The 15,623-nt window shown below is 65.7% G+C and carries 15 protein-coding genes; 5 read left to right on the top strand and 10 right to left on the bottom strand.

Annotation, left to right across the window (positions count from 1 at the left end):
• Positions 1-816: 816 nt before the first annotated feature.
• Positions 817-1,122, bottom strand: a complete 306-nt coding sequence (locus tag DXK93_RS32315; RefSeq protein WP_225588913.1) for a hypothetical protein — start codon at positions 1,120-1,122, stop codon at positions 817-819.
• Positions 1,123-1,242: 120 nt separating this feature from the next.
• On the opposite strand from DXK93_RS32315, the gene DXK93_RS16995 reads away from it, so the two are divergent.
• Positions 1,243-2,187: a LysR substrate-binding domain-containing protein gene (locus tag DXK93_RS16995; RefSeq protein ID WP_119450664.1), complete on the top strand. Its 945-nt coding sequence runs from the start codon at positions 1,243-1,245 to the stop codon at positions 2,185-2,187.
• A 131-nt stretch (positions 2,188-2,318) separates the two neighbouring features.
• Here the strand turns inward: DXK93_RS16995 and DXK93_RS16990 are convergent, their stop codons facing one another.
• Positions 2,319-3,836: an acetyl-CoA hydrolase/transferase family protein gene (locus tag DXK93_RS16990; protein WP_119450663.1), complete on the bottom strand. Its 1,518-nt coding sequence runs from the start codon at positions 3,834-3,836 to the stop codon at positions 2,319-2,321.
• Between the two features lie 240 nt (positions 3,837-4,076).
• Between DXK93_RS16990 and DXK93_RS16985 the strand changes: the two genes are divergently transcribed.
• Together DXK93_RS16985 and DXK93_RS16980 are read left to right on the top strand one after the other, a co-directional pair.
• Complete coding sequence (locus DXK93_RS16985) at positions 4,077-4,997, top strand: LysR family transcriptional regulator (protein WP_119450662.1); 921 nt, start codon at positions 4,077-4,079, stop codon at positions 4,995-4,997.
• 233 nt (positions 4,998-5,230) lie between these two features.
• Positions 5,231-7,639, top strand: a complete 2,409-nt coding sequence (locus DXK93_RS16980) for a DUF3772 domain-containing protein (RefSeq protein WP_119450661.1) — start codon at positions 5,231-5,233, stop codon at positions 7,637-7,639.
• A 47-nt stretch (positions 7,640-7,686) separates the two neighbouring features.
• On the opposite strand, the gene DXK93_RS16975 is transcribed toward DXK93_RS16980, so the two are convergent.
• Both DXK93_RS16975 and DXK93_RS16970 read right to left on the bottom strand, forming a co-directional pair.
• Positions 7,687-8,361 carry a hypothetical protein gene (locus DXK93_RS16975; protein ID WP_119450660.1) on the bottom strand — a complete coding sequence of 225 codons (675 nt, stop codon included), beginning with the start codon at positions 8,359-8,361 and terminating at the stop codon, positions 7,687-7,689.
• Between the two features lie 44 nt (positions 8,362-8,405).
• Positions 8,406-8,870: a hypothetical protein gene (locus DXK93_RS16970; RefSeq protein WP_119450659.1), complete on the bottom strand. Its 465-nt coding sequence runs from the start codon at positions 8,868-8,870 to the stop codon at positions 8,406-8,408.
• Between the two features lie 454 nt (positions 8,871-9,324).
• Here DXK93_RS16970 and DXK93_RS16965 point away from each other — a divergent pair, with 454 nt between their 5' ends.
• The gene (locus DXK93_RS16965) at positions 9,325-9,615 is read left to right on the top strand and encodes an antibiotic biosynthesis monooxygenase (protein ID WP_054457800.1); all 291 of its coding nucleotides are present in this window, start codon (positions 9,325-9,327) and stop codon (positions 9,613-9,615) included.
• A 30-nt stretch (positions 9,616-9,645) separates the two neighbouring features.
• Here DXK93_RS16965 and DXK93_RS16960 read toward each other — a convergent pair whose 3' ends face one another.
• From DXK93_RS16960 to DXK93_RS16935, 6 genes are all read right to left on the bottom strand, one after another.
• Entirely contained in the window at positions 9,646-10,005 is a 360-nt protein-coding gene (locus DXK93_RS16960) for a nucleotide pyrophosphohydrolase (RefSeq protein ID WP_119450658.1), read from the bottom strand.
• 8 nt (positions 10,006-10,013) lie between these two features.
• Complete coding sequence (locus tag DXK93_RS16955; RefSeq protein WP_119450657.1) at positions 10,014-10,631, bottom strand: PolC-type DNA polymerase III; 618 nt, start codon at positions 10,629-10,631, stop codon at positions 10,014-10,016.
• Positions 10,632-10,635: 4 nt separating this feature from the next.
• Positions 10,636-10,860: a DUF1653 domain-containing protein gene (locus DXK93_RS16950; RefSeq protein WP_054457802.1), complete on the bottom strand. Its 225-nt coding sequence runs from the start codon at positions 10,858-10,860 to the stop codon at positions 10,636-10,638.
• Between the two features lie 104 nt (positions 10,861-10,964).
• On the bottom strand, positions 10,965-12,401 hold the full coding sequence (locus DXK93_RS16945) for a methyl-accepting chemotaxis protein (protein WP_119450656.1): 1,437 nt from the start codon (positions 12,399-12,401) through the stop codon (positions 10,965-10,967).
• 181 nt (positions 12,402-12,582) lie between these two features.
• A complete protein-coding gene (locus DXK93_RS16940; RefSeq protein WP_054457804.1) occupies positions 12,583-13,293 on the bottom strand; it encodes a glutathione S-transferase in 711 nt (236 codons plus the stop codon).
• 63 nt (positions 13,294-13,356) lie between these two features.
• Positions 13,357-14,412, bottom strand: a complete 1,056-nt coding sequence (locus DXK93_RS16935) for a GlxA family transcriptional regulator (protein WP_225590506.1) — start codon at positions 14,410-14,412, stop codon at positions 13,357-13,359.
• Positions 14,413-14,564: 152 nt separating this feature from the next.
• On the opposite strand from DXK93_RS16935, the gene DXK93_RS16930 reads away from it, so the two are divergent.
• A complete protein-coding gene (locus tag DXK93_RS16930) occupies positions 14,565-15,617 on the top strand; it encodes an ABC transporter substrate-binding protein (protein ID WP_054457805.1) in 1,053 nt (350 codons plus the stop codon).
• The last annotated feature ends 6 nt before the right edge of the window (positions 15,618-15,623 follow it).

Here is a 15,623-nt window from a genome sequence, read left to right as displayed (position 1 = left end):
GCTACTCAAAGGAAGTGAGGTATGTGCTTAGACTTGACATCTAAGGTACTTCACTTCTAGTGAGCACTTGATTTCATTGTGCTTGTGACCGAAGTCACTATGCACTCGCATCAAGCGCCCACACTTATCGGTTGTTTAATTGTTAAAGAGCGGTACTGCCAAATTCTGTACTACTTACTGCCTGCTCGCTTCGCTACGCCGCTTTCGCTGGCGCCGCGTTGTTTGCAGCAGAGAAACGAGATTATGAAGAAGTTTTTTCCGCTTGTCAAGTCGGCGTCACATACTGCGTTTCGCTTTCTTGCTTGCGACCTCTTCAGGTCCGCCTCTCTTAGCAGCTATCGAAATATCAGGGTTAACCCTAATTTTTCGGCAACTGCCAAGCCCAAGACTATAACACGATTTTTGCAGATTGTGCAACTGGCTTTTGCCTAACTTGCTGCAATCCTTGCAATAACCGCGGGGCATTCATTTCTGACTGCTTTGCGGCAGACCTGGCTCGAATCCTCTTGCCCGACCTGTTGTGCTTGCTTGGCTTCGCGGTTCAAAACCGTCCGAACTGCGAAAGAGCGAGACTATAGCACAAGTTTTCTGCGCGTCATGCCGTGCAGCCAAATATTTGTTCCAGATGTCTCCGCGATCTGCAGCGCCCCGCTAGCGGCGCCGCTCTTGCACCACCCGCTAGGCTATATATAGCTGGAAGACAGGTCATCTCCCTGGCAAGCGCGCGGCCCCGCCTTCTATATATAGAAGGCGGGGCCGCGGGGGGAGTAGACAATAACGCCGGGTGGGGCGCCCATCAGGGGCAAAAGGCCCCGGCTACCAGCGCAGGTAGTCCGCGTCGCGCAAGCGCGCCAGGTCGCGCTTGACTGCGGCTTCGTTCATCAGCCATCTGGGTGCGCCCAGATCCTGCAGCATGTGCTCATCCAGATCGGCAGCCAGATGACGCAGGCGCGCTTCATTGCGGCGCTTGCGATAGGCGGCCGCAAGCCTCGCGATGAATCCCACGCGGGGCGCTGCCAATTCGGCGGACGGCGCCGTGACGGGCTGGGCGGCGGACTGCTGACGATCCCTGGAAATGGCGGCCAGGGCGGAAGAAGACGGGGTGCAAAGCTGTGCGGACATGATGGGCTCCAGGTGTTTATGCACTTTGGTAAGCGTAGTCGCCCAATACTCGGCTGAAAATCGAATTGTTTTGGGGGTATCGGTAAGCTATGATGACCAATCTCTTACTGGGTCCTCTCCATGCGCCTGCCGCTCAGCACCCTCCCCGCCTTCCGCGCCGTGGCCGAATTGCAGAACCTGCGCGCGGCCGCCGAAAGGCTGCATCTGACCCACAGCGCCGTCAGCCAGCAGATCAAGGTGCTCGAAACCCAACTGGGCTTTCCCCTGTTCGAGCGCAGCGGGCGGGGCATCGTCCTGAATTCGGCTGGCGCCGCGCTCTTGTGCAGTGTGCAGGGCGCCATGGCGCTACTGGACGAAGGGACGATGGCAGCGTCGGCCGCGGCCTCGGGCAGTGAACAACGCTTGCGTGTGTCGGTGCTGCCTTCTTTCGCGCAACGCTGGCTGTTGCCGCGCATGGCGCGGTGGCGCGAGCGCAATCCGGGCCTGACGCTGGAAATCGAGACCTCGCAGCAAGTGGTGGATCTGCTGCGCGACGGTTTTCATGCCGCGCTGCGTTTTGGGCGCGGCCCCTGGCCGGGTGTGGAATCGGAGACCTTGTTCGACACGCCCCTGCCCCTGATCGTCCTGGCATCGCCGGAAACCGCGGCGGCGCTCCCCGATCATTCGCCGCAGACGCTCGCGCGCCAACCGTTGCTGGGCGAGCGCGAGCTCTGGCAAACCTGGTTCAGCGCCGCAGGGCTGGACACGCCCATCACGCCGGTGGCCTCCTTCAACGATGCCGGCATGATGATGCAGGCCGCCGAGCAGGGCCTGGGCATCACGCTGGGACGCCAACTGCTGGCCGCGGACGCGCTGTGCTCGGGCCGGCTGGTGCAGATTTCCCCGATCAGCATCGAGTACGAACAGGCGCAGACCTATCACCTGGTCTACCGGCCCAGCCTGCGCGACTGGGCGCCGCTGGTGGAACTGAAGCAGTGGCTGCGCGACGAGCTGGAGATGTCGCGCGAAAACCTGAGCGCCCCCAAGTCCGGCCCCGGCAAGAAAGGCCAGGCAAAAAAAAGGTAAAGCAGCCTCCGCTGCTTTACCTCTACCAAATCGCGGCGCCAGCGGAAACCACGGTCCGCAAGCCGGGATGCGCTACGCACGCAAACACCGGCAGGCGCCGCGGCGGCGGCAGTCACACTTTGCGGCGGGCCTCAGGCCACCTTGCGCGCAGCCGGGCTGGCTGGCCGCATCGTATCGGTTTCATTGAAACGCTGGTGCCAGGAAAACGCTTCTTCGAGCAGATGCGGCGTCTGGCCGCCACGCTCGCAGGCTCGGTCGAAATAGTCCTGCAGGGCGTCGCGGTAGGACGGATGCACGCAGTTCTGGATGACCGCGCGCGCGCGTTCACGCGGCGCCAGGCCGCGCAGATCCGCCAGGCCGCATTCCGTGACCAGCACGTCCACGTCATGCTCGGTGTGGTCGACGTGAGACACCATGGGCACCACGCTGGAGATGTCGCCGTTCTTGGCCATGGACTTGGACACGAAGATCGCGAGGTGCGCGTTGCGCGCGAAGTCGCCCGAACCGCCAATACCGTTCATCATGTGGGTGCCGCCCACGTGCGTGGAATTGACGTTGCCGTAGATGTCGAACTCCAGCGCCGTGTTGATGGCGATGATGCCCAGACGGCGCACGATCTCGGGCGCGTTGCTGATCTCTTGCGGGCGCAGCACGATGCGCTCGCGGTAGTGCTCCATGTTGGCCAGGATCTTTTCGTACACGGGCTTGGACACCGTGATCGAAGAGGCCGACGCGAATGCAAGCTTGCCCTGGTCCAGCAGTTCGATAGCGCTGTCCTGCAGCACTTCCGAGTACATCGTCAGGTTCTCGAAGCTGGACGACTCGAAGCCGTGCAGCACCGCGTTGGCGATGGTGCCGATGCCCGCCTGCAAGGGCAGCAGCTCGTTAGTCAGGCGACCGGCGTCGACCTCGCGGCGCAGGAAATCATTGATGTGGCCGGCGATGGCATTGGTTTCCTCGTCGGGCGGCAAGGCATTGGACGGGCTGTCCGGCTCTTGCGTGATGACGATGGCGGCGATCTTGGCCGGGTCCACTTCAATGCAGGACTGGCCGATGCGCTGGTCGGGAGAAACCAGGCCGATGGGCTGACGCGCCGGGCGGGCTTCGGGCACGTAGATATCGTGCAGACCCTCGATGGCGGCGGGCACGCCCATGTTCAGCTCGATGATGATGACGTCCGCCTGCTGCGCAAAGGAGGCGGAGTTGCCCACCGACATGGTCGGCACGATGGCGCCGGTCTCGGTGATGGCGGCGGCCTCGATGATGGCCACGTTGATGGGGCCGATATGGCCTGCGCGCAACTGCTCGACGGTTTCGGACAGGTGCTGGTCGATGAAGGCGATTTCACCCTGGTTGATCTTGCGGCGCAGGGTGGTGTCGACCTGGAACGGCATGCGGCGCGCCAGCGCATTGGCCTGCGCCAGCATCTTGTCCGTGTCATGGCCCAGCGACGCGCCGGTGATCAGGGTGATGGAGAACGGTTCGCGCTCGGCGCGGGCCGCCAGCGCCGCCGGCACCGATTTACAGTCGCCCGCGCGGGTGAAGCCGCTCATTCCGACGGTCATGCCGTCCTGTACCAGCGAAGCCGCCTGATCGGCGGAAGTGATCTTGGCGCGCAGCCCAGGGTGGCGGATACGGTCGAGATGCATGGTGTCTCCAGATTCAAGGGCCTACGTGCGGCGGGGCGCGGCATTGCCGCCATGCGCCCAGGCGCCGTCTGACGCGGCGTTTCCCAAGGCTCCAGGGCCGACTCGAGGCGGCCCGGGAACGAATTTTCCGCAGTATAGGAAGGCCGGCTCAAATCTCGTAATGACTTAAAATCATCCAAACAAGTCGCTTTTTTCATCGTTTGAATGTTTTGCGCGCAACGCGCGAGGGAATTCCGGTCCATGGACGTGCGCGCATTGCGGTACTTCGTCGAAACCGTCAGGCACGCCAGCTTCACGCAGGCTGCCAAGACGCTGTTCGTGACGCAGTCGACGGTGAGCAAGATGATCCGCCAGCTGGAAGAAGAGGCCGGCACGCCGCTCTTGATCCGCGACGGCCACACAGCCCGTCCCACCGATACCGGCCGGGTCATGTACCAGCGCGGCCTGCAGGTGCTGGAAACGATGCGCCAACTATCGGAAGAACTGCGCCAGACCGCGGACCTGCGCCGGGGCGCGCTGGAAGTCGGCATCCCGCCCATGATCAACCTGCTGTTCACGCCGGTGGTCAAGCGCTTCCGTGAACTGCATCCGGGCATACACCTGACCCTGCGCGAAGGCACCGGCCAGGCCGTGGAAGGACTGGTGGCGAGCGGGGAACTGGAAGTGGGCGCGACCATACTGCCGATCGCGCCGGACGGCGGCCTGGCCGCCCAGCCCTTCGGCAGCTACCCGATCTGGGTGATCGGCCCGCCCGACGCGCCCTGGGCCGGCAAGACCTCGCTGCCGCTCTCCGCCCTGCGCGACGCCCGCCTCTTGATACCCACGGACGACTTCGCCATGACCCGGCGCTTGCGGCAGGCGTTTGCCGATGCCGGTTTCCAGCCCGGCATCGCGGCCCAGAGCGCGCACTGGGACTTCCTGGTGGCAATGGCTTCGGCGGGCCTGGGCGTGGCGCTACTGCCCGAGCCCCTGATGCAGCGCATGAAAACGCGCGGCTTGAGCACCGCCAAGCTGGCCAAGTCCGGCATGCAATGGGAAGTCGGCCATATCTGGCAGCAGTCCGGCTATCTGTCCTATGCCGCCCGCGCCTGGCTGGAGGTATGCGACGCGGTACTGGGCAAGCCCAAAAAGCGGGCCGCGCCGAGCGTCCGTGCTGTTTGAGTTGAATCCAAACGTTGGCCTCGTAAATATGGTTTGCGGACGCCGCGCCCGGCACGCCCTGCCAGCGGCCTTCCGTCGCCTATCCGGCCCTATTTCTATCCCTGGTCCGCGCCCGCGGGATAGCCGCCGAGCACGCCAAAACAAATAGGGCCGTAGCGCTCGTTTTTGTTGCAACGAATGAGGCGGCGGCTTGCTATGCTCCCGCCTCGAATGCGAGCGACTCGCCCCAGAACATGACACAGACTTCCATTCCCCTGCGCGCGCGGCCTCACCGCGCCCGCGCGTCGATTTTCACGACGCTGATTGCGGCGCTGCTGCTAGTCCTTTTCCTGCTGCCGGCCCATGCCGCGGCGCCGCCCACGCCCGCCGACACGGAAGCGGCGCTGGCAACCGCGCGCAAACAGATCGACGACATCCGCAAGCGCGTTGCCGACGAGACCGATGACGCCACCCTGGTGAAGCAGCGCGGCGACGCGCTGGACATCCAGTCCAAGGCCGACGCCGCCGCCGAGGGCCTGACGCCCCAGCTGGCCAGCGTGACGGCCCGCTTGAGCGAACTGGGCACGCCGCCCGAAGGCGTCAAGGAAGCGTCCGACGTTGCGGCCCAGCGCATGCAACTGGACAAGACCAGCCGGGCGCTGGATGCGCAGATCAAGCTGGCCAGGCTGCTGTCCGTGGATGCCGGGCAAACGGCCGAACAGATATCGGCGCAGCGGCGCAAGCAGTTCCAGGCGCGCCTGGGCGAGCGACGCGACTCGTTCCTGTCCGACCAATTCTGGACCGAGTTCCGCGAGGAGTTCCCGCGCGACCTCGAACGGCTGGAAGCGCTGCGCGACGACCTCGCTACCGCGGTCGGCCAGACGCCGAAATGGGGCTGGCTGCTATTGGGCGCGGCGATCGCGCTGACGATCGCCCTGCGTATCGCCATCGGCCGGGTCCTGTTGCGGATAACCGCCACGCGCGTGCCGCCGGGGCGCCTGCGCCGCTCCTTTCTTGCGGTCACGCATGTGGTCCTGGCCGTCGCCACGCCGGGCGTCGTCGCGCTGTTGATCCATATGGGGCTGGACTGGAATTCGCAGCTGAGCGACAACACCTCGTCGTTGCTCGCGAACCTGGTGGGAACGGTCTGCTTCGGCGGCTACGTGTCCGGCCTGGGCTATGCGCTCCTGTCCGCGAACCGGCCGTCGTGGCGCCTGCCGCCCGTCAGCGACATCGTGGCGGCGCGCCTGCGCTGGCTGCCCGCCGTGCTGGGCGTGCTGGTGGTGATGATCTGGCTGGCCGAGCGACTGCCGGTGCTCTTGAACGCGAGCCTGACCACCACCATCACACTGACCGGCATCGTCGCCGTCCTGACCATGGCGATGCTGGGCGCGGTGCTGGCCATCAGCCGCCGGCTGCGGCGCCAGGCCATGCAAGAAAGCGAGACGCCGATCCCGTTCTGGGTCTCGCTGCTGCTGGGAGCGGTGTGGACCGTGCTGATCCTGAGCCTGGCCAGCCTGCTGGCGGGCTATGTGGCGTTCGGCAGTTTCATGGTCAAGCAGGTGCTGTGGGTGCTGATCGTGCTGGCCTCCGCCTATCTGCTGTCGACGCTGATCGAGGACGGCTTCAGCACGCTGCTCGGCACCTCGCACCGCGACGGCGGCGAGCACGAAGCGCCCAGTATGCGCGACCAGGCCGCCGTGCTGCTGTCGGGCGTGGGCCGCGTGGCGGTCGGCCTGCTGGCCGTGATTCTCCTGGCCGCGCCCTTCGGCGAAGCGCCGATGGACCTGCTGCAGCGCTTCGACCAGCTGCGCAAGGGACTCGCCATCGGCGAAGCCCAGATCCGCCCCGGCGCCGTGCTGCAGGCGCTGCTGGTGCTGGCGCTGTCGCTGCTGGCCGTGAAGATGCTCAAGCGCTGGCTGTCCAACCGCTACCTGCCGACGACCGAACTGGACCCGGGCATGCAGTTGTCGGCAGCCACGCTGTTCGGCTATGCAGGTTTCGTGATCGCCGTGGCGCTGTCGCTTTCGGCCGCGGGCATCGGCCTGGAACGCGTGGCGTGGATCGCGAGCGCGCTGTCGGTGGGTATCGGTTTTGGCTTGCAGGCGGTCGTGCAGAACTTCGTGTCCGGCCTGATCCTGCTGGCCGAGCGCCCCGTCAAGGTGGGCGACTGGGTGTCGCTAGGCGGCGTCGAGGGCGACATCCTGCGCATCAACGTGCGCGCCACGGAAATCCAGATGGGGGACCGCTCCACGGTGATCGTGCCGAATTCGGAGTTCGTCACCAAAACCGTACGCAATGTGACCCGCTCGAACCCGCTGGGGCTGGTGCAGATCAAGCTGCCTTTGCCGCTCTCCACCGATGCCGAACAGGTGCGCGAATTGATCCTGCAGGCCTTCTCCGACCACGAAGACGTGCTGGACACGCCCGCGCCCAACGTCTTCCTGGATGGCATCGAAGGCGGCAATCTGGTCTTCAACGCCAAGGGCTACGTGTCCTCCCCCCGGGCGGCCTACGGCGTGCGCAGCGCCCTGCTGTTCACCCTGCTCAAGCGCCTGCATGACGCGGGCCTGGAAGTATCTTCGCCGCCCACCATGCTGCTGGCGTCGGCCCCCCAGCCGGCGGCGGCTCCCCTCGCCGTACCGCCGCCCGCCCAATCCTGAATCATCCCTCCCTTGTCCCGCCCCGCCGGGACGAGCGGGCCCCAGCATCAGCCCGGTGTGTACAGATCGGTATAGGTTCGGTTGCGCAGCGGCGGCGACGCCAGCGCGGCGCTCTGCACGCTGCGCACCGGATAGGCTTGCGCCTCGGGCGCAGGAGGCGCGGGCGGCACAGGCCGGTCAGCCAGGACCGGGCCGCCGGCAGGCGGCGCCGCCTGCGCGACCGCATTGCTGTCGAAGCGGTGATCCGCTGTCGTCAACGCGGGATTGGTGCACAGCCCCTGCGCCACCAGCGCCGCCTTGGTGCGATCGTCGGTCTGGCACAGGATGTCGATGGCCGCGGTCTCCAGACGGCGCGAACGGTCCGCATCCCTGGTCGAGGCGGCCGCCTGCATGGTTCGCTCGAAGTTGCGCCGCAGGCTGCACTTCTGGTCCTCGATCGGGATCGCTATGTTCATGCCGAAGCCGACAACGGCGCCGCCTCCGCCCGCCGAAACCATGCAGCTGTCGGACGAGAAAGAACCGTAGAAACTTTGTCCGCCCAGCGGCGGCACGCTGCGCAGCGTGCTGGACCCGCTGTTGCTGGAGTTGAGCGTGATGCCCTGATTGTTGCCGGCGTTGGTCGATCCCGAGGATGCCGATGTCGTCGCGCTGGAACTGCTGGTCTGGGCGCTGGCGGACACCGCCGCCAGCGACAGGGAAATGGCAAGCACTATGGTCTTCATGATGTCCCCTCGCCCGGACGGCCGAAGCCGTCCGGATAACTGGGTCAGTGATTGAAACCGCCGACATGGCCCACCGGGCCGATGCCGTGTATCGACCCGAACGCACCCACATTCACCGCATGGAACGAACCCGTCGCCGAAGCGCTGGTGTCAGTCTGGGCAAACGTGGCGCTGCCGTTAGCGATGCTGTCGCCCACCATGATGGGCGCGTTGCCCGAGACATGGCCGTACGAATCGCTATTGGCGTACTGGCGCGTGCTGGTGACCACTTGCGTGCCATCGCGGCTGAAGCTGCCGCCCACTTCCGCAACGCCGCCTGTCATGCCGAACGACACCTGGGTGGATGAACCGTAGCCATTGATCTGGGTGGCGGCCACGGAGCTGCCCGTGGAGATGGATGACGCGGTGCCATTGATTGCGCCCGCGTGACCCGTGATTGAGCCACCAGGGTCCGCATAGGCCGAGACAGCGAACAAGGACAACGCGGCGACTGCCATGAGCTTTTTCATTTCAGCTCCTCCTGCTCCGTGCATGCACGGATTCACGATTACCGGCGACCGACCGGCGCGGACCGTTACCGCTCAGCGCCACGCCTGGACAATGACGAAAGGCGTGGGACTTTCGTATTGGTACGGAATGATTGCTCCGTCCTAGGCAAGTCGATATCGCCTAAACGGGCGACCGAGTCCCGATGGACGACACCAAGCTGTAAAACAATCGGCCAGATTTGCGGCGATCTTGCGCGGCGGCCGTGCGTATGGACGAGGGAAACGGCGCAAGCCACGCGGCGCGCGCGCCCGGGTTCAACTTTATGGATGGGAATGAGGGTGGCCGCCTCGGGCAATTTCCCTAACGCGCACAACGGAAGCGGCAGGGTCCGCAGCACGCCCGGCGCGGGAATTTCAGCGATACTACGGCGGCCGGCCGGGCGCTACCCGGCCTCATCTGTTTGGAGACCAGACCATGATCCAGGAGATTGCCAGCATCCATGTCCGCGAAGGACAGGAAGCGTTGTTCGAGGCGGGCGTCGCGCAAGCGAAACCGTTGTTCTTGCGGGCCCGCGGCTGCCACGGCATGGAGCTGTACCGCAGCATCGAACAGCCGCAGCGCTACACGCTGGTCGTGGCTTGGGAAACCGTAGAGAACCACATGGTGGATTTCCGCGAATCCAGCGATTTCCAGGAATGGCGCAAGCTGGTGGCGGGCTTTTTCGTCGAACCGCCCCAGGTGCATCACGAGCAAAAAGTGCTCTGAGGCGGCCAGCCTGGCCGCGCCGCGCGCGAGTCAGGACTGTTCAGGCGGATCGTCGTACTTGCGCGCGCTGCCGCGAAACCGATCCGCCGGATATTTCCGCGCATTCTTGACCATCTTGGCCGTGACCGCGTCGGCGATATCGATGCCGAGCTGGTCCGCCAGGGCCACCAGGTACATCTGCACGTCCGCTATTTCGTCCGCGGCGTCCGCCAGCTTCTCGGGCGGCATCTTGCGCGACTCGGCCTCGCTCAGCCACTGGAACAGGGATACGAGTTCGCCCGCCTCTCCGGCCAGCGCCATCGCCAGGTTCTTGGGCGTATGAAAGGGCTGCCACTCCCGCTCTTCGGTAAACCGGCGCACGGCCAGCCGGATATGTTCCAGGTCGGACATCGAAACTCCTAGCCCGCGGCCAGGCGGGAGCTTGCCGCCAGCGCCACGGCCACGGTGGTGCGCACGTCTGCCAGCGCGCGGTGGGTGGGATCCGAGGCGCCGACATGGCGCGCCAGGATTTCCAGCTTGTGCGAGGGCAGCTCCGGCCATGCGCGCCGCGCCAGCGCCAGCGTGCAATGGGTCGAGTTGGCGAACGGCAGGCCGGTCTGGTCCGCCGCCGCGCCCAGGAAGCGCCGGTCAAACGAAGCATTATGGAAAAACACCGGCAGGTCTTCCACGAAATCCAGGAAGGAGGAAAACGCCTGCGCCACCGGCACGCCGTCTCGGTCGACTTCCGCCTGCGTGATGCCGGTCAGGCGGCTGATGAAGGACGGCACCGGTCCGCGCGTGCGCACGACCTGCGTGTACTCCCGCTCAAGCGCGCCTGCCGCGCCCACGCGCACCGCCGCGAACTCCAGGATCTCGCAGGTGGCGGTGGACAGGCCGGTGGTTTCCAAGTCGGCGACGATGAACGGGCCGCGCAATGCCTGCAACGCGGCCGCCAGCGCCTCACTGCCGGCCTTTGCGCCCGTTGCGCGGGCAGGCGCAGCGCCGCTTGCGCGCGGCCGCCGGTAATAGAACGCCACGGCCCTACTCCACCGGCCGCAAGGGCGCGAAGCGGGGCGTGCCGTCGGGCAGCTGACCGAAGAACATATCGGCCGGACGCACCCACAAGCCGCGCTCGTGAGGCCACAAGTGTTCATAGACCACCAGGGACTCCTCGGTTTCGGAGTGGCGGGCGGTGCCCACATAAAGGTAGAGGCCGCCCTTGTAATGGCGGTGCGAGGCGAGAGCCAGTGCTTCGGATTCGGTCATGGTTGGTGGCCGCAAATGGCGCGGCCCGGGCGGAGGGTTCCTGCCCGGGCCTGCGGGTTCAGATCAATACCGTCTTTATAGCGCATCGGCCCGGCGGCGCCGGCTCAGTAGCGCACGTATTGCCGCTCGGCCTGCGGCTGCAGCGGTCCATTGGCGGCTGGCCTGGCCCGCAGAGCGGGGGCCATGGGCCTGACCGAGGCGGTGGGCGGCGCGGCGCGCGCGGGCTCTCCTGCCCGCTGCGTGATGTCCTCGGTGACCTCGCCGAGCCTGGCGGACTGGGCCAGCGACACCTCCACCACCTCCGCCATGATTTCAGTCACGCGGCGCGACGATGCGACGATATCGTCCATGGTCGAGCCTGCCGACTGGACCTGGCGCGCGCCGCTCTCGACCTGCTGCACCGACGAAGTGATCAGGTCCTTGATCTCCTTGGCCGCCGCCGCGCTGTTCTGCGCCAGGCTGCGGACCTCGGCCGCGACCACGGCGAAGCCCTTGCCGTGCGAGCCGGCGCGCGCGGCCTCGACGGCGGCGTTCAGCGCCAGGATGTTGGTCTGGAAGGCGATGCCGTCCATGACCCCGATGATTTCCGAAATGCGGCGTGAACTCTGGGTGATGCCGCCCATGGTCTGCACCACTTCCTGCACCGTATGGCCGCCCTGCTCGGCCACGCGACAGGCGTCCAACGCCAGCGTATTGGCCTGGCCCGCGCGTTCGGCGTTTTCGGTCAGCCCCTGGACCGCGACACGCAAGGTCTGGGCGGCGGTAAAGCGCCGCGTAATGTCGGTGGCGTACTTGACGACCTTGACCGGCCGGCCCTCGGCATCGAAGATCGGGTTGTAGCTGGCTTCGATCCAGACCTGGCGGCCGCCCTTGCCGATGCGCAGGTACTGCCCTGTGTCATGCTCGCCGTTGCGCAGCCTGCGCCAGAACTCCTTGTATGCCTCGCCGCGCGCCTCCTCGGGCGGGACGAACATGCTGTGATGACGTCCCTGGATTTCGTCCGCGCGATAGCCCACCGCGCCCAGGAACAAATCGTTGGCGCGGATGATGGTGCCGTCGAGTTCGAACTCGATGATGGCCTGGACCTTGGAGATCGCCGCCAACTGGCCTTCCACGTCCGCCTGCCGCTGCTGCTGCGCGGTGATGTCGACGGCGTACTTGACCACTTTGACCAGCCGATCATGGCGGTCGTAGATCGGGTTGTACGAGGCTTGCAGCCAGACGTCGCTGCCATCCTTGCGGATGCGGCGGTAGCGCCCCGCATCGCGGCCGCCCTGCCGCAACCGGTTCCAGAATTCCGCGTAGGCGGCCGATGCGCGCTCCGCCGGGTCGACGAACATGCGGTGGTGCTGCCCCGCGATCTCGTCCAGCGCGTAGCCCATGGTGTCCAGGAAGTTCGAATTCGCCGCCAGCACGTGGCCGTCCAGGTCGAACTCGATGACGGCCTGGGCGTTGTGGATCGCAGCGATCTGCCCGAGCATGTCTGCCTTCTGCATGCCACGGTCCCGGCGTAGCAGTTGGCTGAGAGTGATCCATTTCATCTTGACGTCTCCTGCCCGGCGTCCGGGTGGTTTGAAGCCGTTCGACCTATCTGCCGCGAGACAAATGGAAATATTTATCTAACAATTTGCAAATATTTAATCTTAAAAATGAGCGGGTCTCAAGATTTTCAAGACACCATCAAAAAAATAGGGATTCAGCAACACCAGGGTTTATCCGGACTCAAGCCGCGTCCAATTCGCGATATTGGCGGAAAATCCCCTCCCCGAAAGGCAGGCGCCTGCCGCTGTCGAAGTAGGACTGCAATTCCGCCAGCGCCGCCACGCGCGCATGCAACGCCATGACGTTCGGATAACGCACGGCCAGGGTCGCCATGCGTTTCGGAAAGGCGTAGAGCAGGCCGTCCACGAGATGGAACAACGACAGGTCCACATAGGTCCAGCGCTTGCCGCCCGCCAGCCAGGCCTGCGGCCCGCCCAACACCAGTTCGAAGTAGCCCAGGAATTTGGGCATGCGCTCTTCGCGGAAGCAGCGCGCCCGGCGCGCGGCCTCGGTCTTCTGGTCTTCGTAGTACTCGCTGGCGGATATCGGATGATGCGTGTCGTGCGCTTCGGCCACCATGTCGGCGATGGTGAGCTGAAGCTGGTTCACCCACAGCCGCCCTTCCAGCGAGTCCGGCGCCAGGCCGTGCTTTTCGCCCAGGAACAGGAGGATGTTGGCGGTCTGCCCCAGCGTCATCTTGCCCGCGACCAGATATGGCGGCGCGAACGGCGGATGCTTGCGCGCCGAACTCAGGTCCGCCACCAGCGTGCCTTCGTCCGCGCCGGGCTGGCGTGCGCATTCGCGATACGGAATGCCGCCGGCCTCCAGGGCCAGGCGCACGAACTCGCCGCGTCCGGGGATGCCGTCCCAGTACCAAAGGTCATAGGTCATGTCGTCTCCTTCCGTTGATAAGCCCAAGGGCCTGCCGGCGCCGGAACGAGCCGTGCAGACGCCTCAGGCGGGAAACACGCTGACTCCGCCGTCGCGGCCGGCGGCCTGCTGATACTGGCGCGGCGACTGGCCGAAATGCGCGCGGAAATCGCGCGAGAAATGCGCGCCATCCGCAAACCCGCAGTCCAGCGCGATCTGCGTGATGCTGCTGGGATTGTTCAAGAGCAGCCAGCTGCCGTATTCCAGCCGCAATTGCCGCTGGAACGCCATCGGCGACATGCCAGTGGCCAGGCGGAAGGCGCGCTCCAGCTGCCTGCGCCCGACGCCGACGTAGCGCGCAATCGCATCCAGCGGCGGCGGGTTGTCGATACGCTGCTCGATGAAGTGCGCGGCCTGGCGCACGCGCAGATCCTGGATGCCCGACAGGTCCGTGTGGAAATGCGCCTGCGGCACCCGCCCCGGGCGCACGCCTTGCAGCATCATGTGCCGCATCGCCTGCTGGGCCTTGTCGCGCCCGCAATGCCGGGCCACCAGGTACAGCCCCAGGTCGATCGCGGCCGTGGAGCCTGCGCACGAAATCAGGTCGCCTTCATCCACGAACAGCCGGTCCACCACCGCCCGCGTCTGCGGAAAACGTTCGCGAAAGGTGTCCAGCACATTCCAGTGTACGCAGACCGTGCGCGGCCCGATGACGTCGGCCTGCGCCAGCGCGAAGGTGCCGGTGCAGATGCCCAAGAGCCGCACGCGCTGCGCCGCCGCCAGTTGCAGCCAGTCGCGCAGGGGGTCGGGCAGGCGGCCGTTGAAGTAGTCGTTACCGCCGCAAACCGCTATGTAGTCGAACTGGGCCGGGTCTTCGGGCAGGCCATCGGCCACGTCTATGGTCAGGCCCGCGCTGGAGCAGCGCGGCTTGCCGTCCCAGCTCATGACGCGCCATGCAGTATGGATCTGGCGGCTGCGTCCACCGTGGTCGCCCGCCAGCCGCAACACGTCCACCAATCCGGCAAAGGCGGCCAGCGTGAACTGGTCCAGCAGCACGATACCCACGGTCAGTGCGGGTTTCCCCTGAGGCAGGGCGCTGCACTCACCGTCATAGGAGAAAGACGACGTCGAGGCGGGCATAGCGGTTTCCATGTCGCAATTATTCAAGTTTTTGTCCCAGGCCTTCAAGCTGGTTTTCCCGGGGATCGCCCAAGATGCACCTATGGCTCCGTCCCGCAGCGCCCGCCGGCGCAGGCAGACCGGACCCGATAAATCGACAAGGGGAATCCGACATGGCAACACCTACCCGCCGCGCGCTGCGCGCCGCATTGCTGGGAGCCGGACTGCTGGCCGCCGGCCAGGCGCTGGCCCAGCAGCAGAAGATCACCGTCGCCTGGTACGGCGGCAACTGGGGCGACGCGTTCCGCGCCTGCGTGGCCGAGCCCTACACCAAGGCCACCGGCGTGACTGTGGTGCCCGAAGTGGGCACGTCCACCACCACGCTGGCCAAGTTGCAGCAGCAGAAGGGCGCGCCCACCATAGACGTGGCGTGGATGGACGGCGGCATCAGCGAACTGGCCGCGGAAGCCGGCGTGCTGGACGCATTGGATCCCGCCGGCATTCCCAATCTGAAGAACGTCATCGACCAGGGCGTGTACCGCAATGGCGACAGCGCCTACGCGGTCAGCACCGGCTACTACTCGCTGGGCATCGCCTACAACACCAAGGAAGTGCCTCAGGCGCCCGCCAGCTGGAAGGACTTGTGGAAGCCCGAGTATGCCGGCGCGGTCGCCATTCCTTCGCCGGCGAACTCGTCGGGCGTGCCGTTCATCTTCTTCCTGGCGCGAGTGTTCTCTGTCGATCCTTCCAACCTGGCGCCGCTGTACGCCAAGCTTGCGTCGCTGGACACGGCCTTGTTCTTCGACAGCTCGGGCGCCGCCACCAACGCCTACCAGAGCGGCGAGGCCATCATCGGCGCGCACTTCAACGTGGGCGCCTGGGATCTGATCGACAAGGGACTGCCCATAGGCTTCGCCGTGCCCAAGGAAGGCGCCTGGGCCACGGATGCGCGCCTGCATCTGGTGAAGAACGCGCCGAACAAGGCGGCCGCGCAGAAGTTCATCGACACCGCGCTCACGCCGGATGCCGCCGCCTGCCTGGCCACGCGCCTGTACCTGGGCCCCGCCGTCAAGGATGTGCAGGTGCCGAAGGACGTGGCGCGCAAGCTGCCCTGGGGCGCGGACGGCTCGGTCAAGAACCTGAGCCTGTTCGACTGGAACCTCATCAACAGCCGCCGCGCCGAGGTCACGGACGCCTGGAACCGCCAGGTTGCCCGCAAGCGCTAGACCGGG

The sequence above is a fragment of the Achromobacter sp. K91 genome (assembly GCF_003576205.1).
Taxonomy (GTDB): Bacteria; Pseudomonadota; Gammaproteobacteria; order Burkholderiales; family Burkholderiaceae_B; genus Achromobacter; species Achromobacter aegrifaciens.
This window is presented reverse-complemented; position numbering and strand designations above follow the sequence as displayed.